Genomic DNA, 5,258 nt, shown 5'->3' with positions numbered 1-5,258 from the left:
CGGGCGGTCGCCGTACCGGCTCCAGAGGCCATCCGGGCCGAGGTCGAGGTGTCCTGACCCCGGAGATGCAGATCGGCCCGCCCCGTTGGCACGGGGCGGGCCGGTTCGTCTGTGCAGGCCTCAGGCAGCCGGGACCGGGTTGTGCCCGGTCACCACGAAGATGACGCGGTTCGCGATCGAGACCGCGTGGTCGGCGATGCGCTCGTAGTAGCGGCCGAGCAGGGCGATGTCGACGGCCGCCTCGACGCCGTGCGACCAGTCGTCGGAGAGCAGTTCGGAGAAGCTGGTACGACGAAGCTGGTCCATCTCCTCGTCGTCGCGACCCAGGGCGATGGCGGCCTCGACGTCGCGGCCTGCGATGACGTCACAGACGCGGGCGACCATGTCCTCGGCCACCTCGGCCATCCGCGTCATCGTCGGGCGGGCCTCCTCGGGCACGGCGACGTCGGGCACCCGCAGGCGTGCGACCTTGGCGACGTGCACGGACAGGTCACCCATCCGCTCGAGCTCGGCGACCATCCGCAGCGCTGCGACGACGGTGCGCAGGTCGCGGGCGACCGGCTGCTGCAGGGAGAGCAGGCTGAAGGCGTTCTCCTCGACCTGCTCGCGGGCGCGGTCGATCGCGGCGTCGTCGCTGATGACCTTCTCCGCGATCGTGGAGTCACCGGTCATCAGGGCCGTGGTGGCCTGGCCGACGGCGACCTGGACCCGGCGGGCAATGCCCGCGAGGTCCTCGAAGATCGCATCGAGCTGGTCAATGTAGGCGTCACGCATGTGGCAGAGACTAGGGAACAGAGGTGACCAACCGGCGCATGCCGGTGAACGGGGGGTGAACATCGCGAAGGTCGGGCTCGCCGATTCCCGGCGCAAACCGCGCCGAGCCGTACGATCGAAACGTGGAACCGACGACGCAGGCCTTCCTGGCCGCGATCCTCGGCGCCCTCGTGTCCGGCGGCGCGATGTTCGCCTGGTACCTCAGTGATCGTCAGCAACGACAGTACGTCGCTCCCGAGGAACCACAGGTGCCGGACGGGGTCGCCGCCGTGCTCTCCGTGCTGCGCAGCAGCGCGGTCGTCGTCGACGAGTCCGACGTCGTCCTCAAGGCCTCCGCGCCGGCGTACGCCATGGGCTTCGTCCGCGGCACCAGCCTGCTGTCGGAGGAGCTCGGCAACCTGATCCGCAAGGTCCGCCGCGACGGCCAGATCCGCGAGACGGAGCTGATCGTGCCGCGGGCGGCCGGTGTCCCCCGCCACGTCACGGCCCGGGTCGCGCCGCTCGGCTCGCGGCTGGTCCTGGCCCTGGTCGAGGACCGGACGCGCGAGCGACAGGTCGACGCCGTACGGCGCGACTTCGTCGCCAACGTCAGCCACGAGCTGAAGACGCCGATCGGCGCGATCCGGCTCCTCGCGGAAGCGGTACAGGACGCCTCGGACGATCCCGAAGCGGTCTACCGCTTCGCGTCGCGCATGCTCACCGAGAGCGACCGGTTGTCGCGGCTGATCCTGCAGATCATCGAGCTCTCGCGGCTCCAGGGCGACGAGCCGATCGACTCCCCCACGCCCGTCTCGATCGACGAGATCGTCGCTGCTGCCGTCGACGGCAGCAGCATGAACGCCACCGCGAAGGACATCTCGATCATCGCCGAGGGCGACGAGGGCCTGAAGGTCCTCGGCAGCGAGAAGCAGGTGAGCGCTGCCGTGGCCAACCTGGTCGCGAACGCCGTCGCGTACTCCGAACCGAACTCGCGCGTCGTCGTCACCCGCAAGCGGGTCGGCGCCGCGATCGAGATCTCGGTGATCGACCAGGGCATCGGCATCCCCGAGGCCGAGGTCGACCGGATCTTCGAGCGGTTCTACCGGGTGGACCCCGCCCGCCACCGCTCCACCGGCGGGACCGGCCTCGGCCTGTCCATCGTCAAGCACGTCGCCGCCACCCACGGCGGGGACGTGCGGGTCTGGTCCGTCGAGGGCCAGGGCTCCACCTTCACGCTCTCCCTTCCCCAACACCCCGACCACCACGAGGCGAGGCCGCTCATCCGGCTCGCCCCCCTTGCGTCCGGACCGGATTCCCCGGACGTACGCACCGAAGATCAGGAGAAGTCCCCATGACCCGAGTGCTTGTCGTCGAAGACGAGGAGAGCTACAGCGATGCCCTCGCCTACCTGCTCCGCAAGGAAGGCTTCGAGGTCGCGATCGCCGCAGACGGCAACGAGGCGCTGAAGGAGTTCGACCGCAACGGCGCCGACATCGTGCTGCTGGACCTGATGCTCCCGGGCATCCCCGGCACCGAGGTCTGCCGCACCATCCGGCAGACGTCGAACGTCCCGGTGATCATGGTCAGCGCGAAGGACGACGAGGTCGACAAGGTCGTCGGGCTCGAGCTCGGCGCCGACGACTACGTCACCAAGCCGTACTCCCCGCGCGAGCTGGTCGCCCGGATCCGCGCCGTGCTGCGCCGCGGCAACGAGGCCGAGCTGCTCCCCGACACCCTCGAGGCCGGACCGGTCCGGATGGACGTCGAACGCCACGTCGTCACCGTCGACGGCGTCGAGCAGCGGTTGCCGCTCAAGGAGTTCGAGCTCCTCGAGATGTTCCTGCGCAACCCCGGCCGGGTGCTGACCCGTGGTCAGCTCATCGACCGCGTCTGGGGCTCGGACTACGTCGGCGACACCAAGACGCTCGACGTCCACGTGAAGCGGCTCCGCGCCAAGCTCGAGCCGGAGCCGAGCGAGCCGAAGTACCTCGTCACCGTGCGCGGGCTGGGCTACAAGCTCGAGGTCTGACCTGGGTCTCGAGACGGTCGCTGAGCGACCTCCTCGACCTCCTCGACCTCCGCAGGCGGATCGCACTCGAGGGCGACGTCCGCCGCAGGCTCGACGGTCGCGACCGCCGCGCTGCGCCCGCCCGCGGCCACCAGGCACCCCACCAGGATCAGCGGGAAGCCGACGATCATGCCGTTGGTGATCTTCTCGTCGAGCACGATCACGCCGAGCACGATCGCCACGGCGGGGTTGACGTAGGTGATGATCGTCGACCGCGTGGGTCCGGCCTCCTTGATCAGGTCGAGGAAGACCACGAAGGCCAGCGCGGTGCACACCAGGGACAGCACGCCGATGCTGACCCAGGCCTCGGTGGGCAGGCCGGTGGGCGGGTTCGCCACCCCGAAGGGTGCGTAGACGACGGCCGTGAGCGTCAGCGCGCAGGCCATCACGCCGAGCCCGGAGACGTCGGAGAACCAGCGCGCCAGGATCAGGGGTCCGGCGGCGTAGCAGATCGCGACGCCCAGCATCTCCGCCACGGCCAGCATGTCGAGGTGACCGAGGTCGAGCCCGACCAGGCACGCCACGCCGGCGAAGCCCAGGACCAGCCCTCCCAGCTGCTTGAGCGTGAACCGCTCGGCGTGGGCCGTGATCAGGAACGCCAGCGCCCCGAACAACGGCACCGCGGCGACCAGCAGTCCGGCGAGCGACGAGGAGATCCGTTGCTCCGCGTGCCCCAGGAGCACCCACGGAATCATGATCTCGATGACCGCGAACAGGACCAGCGGCTGCCAGCGGGCGAGCACCGCGGCAACCTCGCGGCGCATCAGCGCGATCGGCAGCAGGACCACGGCCGCGAGCGCCGTACGCAGGAAGACGAGCTCGGCCGGCGACACGTGCTCGACGGCGATCCTGATGAAGAGGTAGGGCAGGCCCCAGATCAGGCACATCGCCAGGAACAGGGTCCAGCCGCGGTTCGTCACTCCCTCACCCTAGGGACTGGCACCGACAACTCCCCATCGATTTCTTGCCAGTCCATGTCGAGAACCCGCCAAGGGCTCCGTCCCTGGGGTGAAGGTGGCAAGAATGGCCACCTCGGACCCAAGGAGACCACGATGGCCAAGTACCTCTTGCTCAAGCACTACAACCGCACCAGTGGCCCGGACTGGCTGCCCGGCACCAACGTGCCGATGGACCAGTGGGAGCCGGACGAGATCACCGCCCACGTCGAGTTCATGCGGACGTGGGCCGACGAGATGGCCGAGCGTGGCGAGTTCGTCGACGGGCAGGCGCTGGAGCCCGCGGGCACCTTCGTCCGGTACGACGGCGAGGGCAAGCCGCCCGTCACCGACGGCCCGTTCCCGGAGACCAAGGAGCTGATCGCCGGCTGGATGATCATCGACGTCGACTCGCAGGAGCGGGCCTACGAAGCGGCTGCCAGCCTGTCGGCCGCGCCCGGGAAGGGCGGCCGGCCGATCCACGAATGGATCGAGGTGCGCCCGTTCTACGGCGAACCGCCCGTGGTCACCGAGTGAACGAGGACCTGCTGCGGGAGCTGACCCCGCAGGTCCTGGGCGTCCTCGTCCGTCGCGGCATCGAGTTCGCGGCGGCCGAGGATGCCGTCCAGGAAGCCCTTCTCGAAGCCGTACGGCGATGGCCGGACGCCATGCCCGACGACCCGCGTGCGTGGCTGATCACCGTGGCCGGCCGGAAGATGATCGATGAGCACCGCTCCGTGTCGGCCCGCAACCGGCGCGAGCTCCAGCACCACCTCGAACCCGACCCCGGGCCGACCGAGCAGGCCGACGACACCCTGCTCCTGCTGAGCCGTTGCTGCCACCCGGACCTCACGCCGGCGTCCGCGGTGGCGCTGACCCTGCGGGCGGTCGGCGGCCTGACCACGGCGCAGGTCGCGCGGGCGTTCCTGGTGCCGGAGGCGACGATGGCGCAGCGGATCTCCCGCGCCAAGCGGACGATCGACGGGCAGCCGTTCGAGCGCCCCGGCGAGGTCACCGCCGTGCTCCGTGTGCTCTACCTGATTTTCAACGAGGGCTTCACGGGCGAGGTCGACCTCGCCGAGGAGGCGATCCGGCTGACCCGGCAGCTGGCTGCCACGACCGACCCTTCGACAGGCTCAGGGCAAGGGGCAAAAGCGGAAATGGACGGCCTCCTGGCGCTGATGTTGCTGCACCACGCGCGCCGGGCCGCCCGCCGTACCGCCACCGGCACGCTCGTGGCGCTCGCCGACCAGGACCGGTCCCTGTGGGACACGGTGATGATCGGCGAAGCGGTCGCGATCCTGCAGGGCGCGCTGGCCCGCGACGCGCTGGGCGAGTACCAGGTCCAGGCCGCGATCGCCGCCCTCCACGACGACGCCGCCCGCGCCGAGGAGACCGACTGGGTCCAGATCCTGGAGTGGTACGACGAGCTGGTCCGCCTGTCCCCCAGCCCGATGGTGCTGCTCAACCGGGCGGTCGCCGTCGGGGCGGCCGACGGTCCG

General features: G+C 70.3%; 6 protein-coding genes. 4 read left to right on the top strand and 2 right to left on the bottom strand.

Annotation, left to right across the window (positions count from 1 at the left end; translation table 11 throughout):
• Positions 1-120: 120 nt before the first annotated feature.
• Positions 121-774: a phosphate signaling complex protein PhoU gene (phoU, locus tag ACOADB_RS22405; RefSeq protein WP_378603835.1), complete on the bottom strand. Its 654-nt coding sequence runs from the start codon at positions 772-774 to the stop codon at positions 121-123.
• Positions 775-896: 122 nt separating this feature from the next.
• On the opposite strand from phoU, the gene ACOADB_RS22400 reads away from it, so the two are divergent.
• Complete coding sequence (locus ACOADB_RS22400; protein ID WP_378603832.1) at positions 897-2,108, top strand: sensor histidine kinase; 1,212 nt, start codon at positions 897-899, stop codon at positions 2,106-2,108.
• Positions 2,105-2,782, top strand: coding sequence for a response regulator (locus tag ACOADB_RS22395; protein ID WP_378603829.1), 678 nt, complete (start codon positions 2,105-2,107; stop codon positions 2,780-2,782). Before ACOADB_RS22400 ends, ACOADB_RS22395 begins: the two co-directional genes overlap by 4 nt.
• Here ACOADB_RS22395 and ACOADB_RS22390 read toward each other — a convergent pair.
• Positions 2,764-3,741 (bottom strand): DMT family transporter, encoded by a 978-nt coding sequence (locus tag ACOADB_RS22390; protein WP_378603826.1) that lies wholly within the window; start codon positions 3,739-3,741, stop codon positions 2,764-2,766. The two genes, ACOADB_RS22395 and ACOADB_RS22390, sit on opposite strands and share 19 nt — an antisense overlap.
• Before the next feature lie 132 nt (positions 3,742-3,873).
• Between ACOADB_RS22390 and ACOADB_RS22385 the strand changes: the two genes are divergently transcribed.
• Both ACOADB_RS22385 and ACOADB_RS22380 read left to right on the top strand, forming a co-directional pair.
• Entirely contained in the window at positions 3,874-4,293 is a 420-nt protein-coding gene (locus ACOADB_RS22385) for a YciI family protein (RefSeq protein ID WP_378603823.1), read from the top strand.
• Positions 4,290-5,258 (top strand): RNA polymerase sigma factor (locus tag ACOADB_RS22380; protein WP_378603820.1); only part of this gene is annotated, 969 nt, incomplete at its 3' end. The genes ACOADB_RS22385 and ACOADB_RS22380, both read left to right, overlap by 4 nt.

It is taken from the genome of Nocardioides sp. CPCC 206348 (assembly GCF_048654705.1).
In the GTDB taxonomy this organism is placed as follows: Bacteria; Actinomycetota; Actinomycetes; order Propionibacteriales; family Nocardioidaceae; genus Nocardioides.
This window is presented reverse-complemented; position numbering and strand designations above follow the sequence as displayed.

What these genes read in the sequence shown, in the direction of transcription:
- ACOADB_RS22395 (WP_378603829.1), top strand. Translation starts at nt 2,105, where the DNA reads ATGACCCGAGTGCTTGTCGTCGAAGACGAGGAGAGCTACAGCGATGCC.
- phoU (WP_378603835.1), bottom strand. Translation starts at nt 774, where the DNA reads ATGCGTGACGCCTACATTGACCAGCTCGATGCGATCTTCGAGGACCTC.
- ACOADB_RS22385 (WP_378603823.1), top strand. Translation starts at nt 3,874, where the DNA reads ATGGCCAAGTACCTCTTGCTCAAGCACTACAACCGCACCAGTGGCCCG.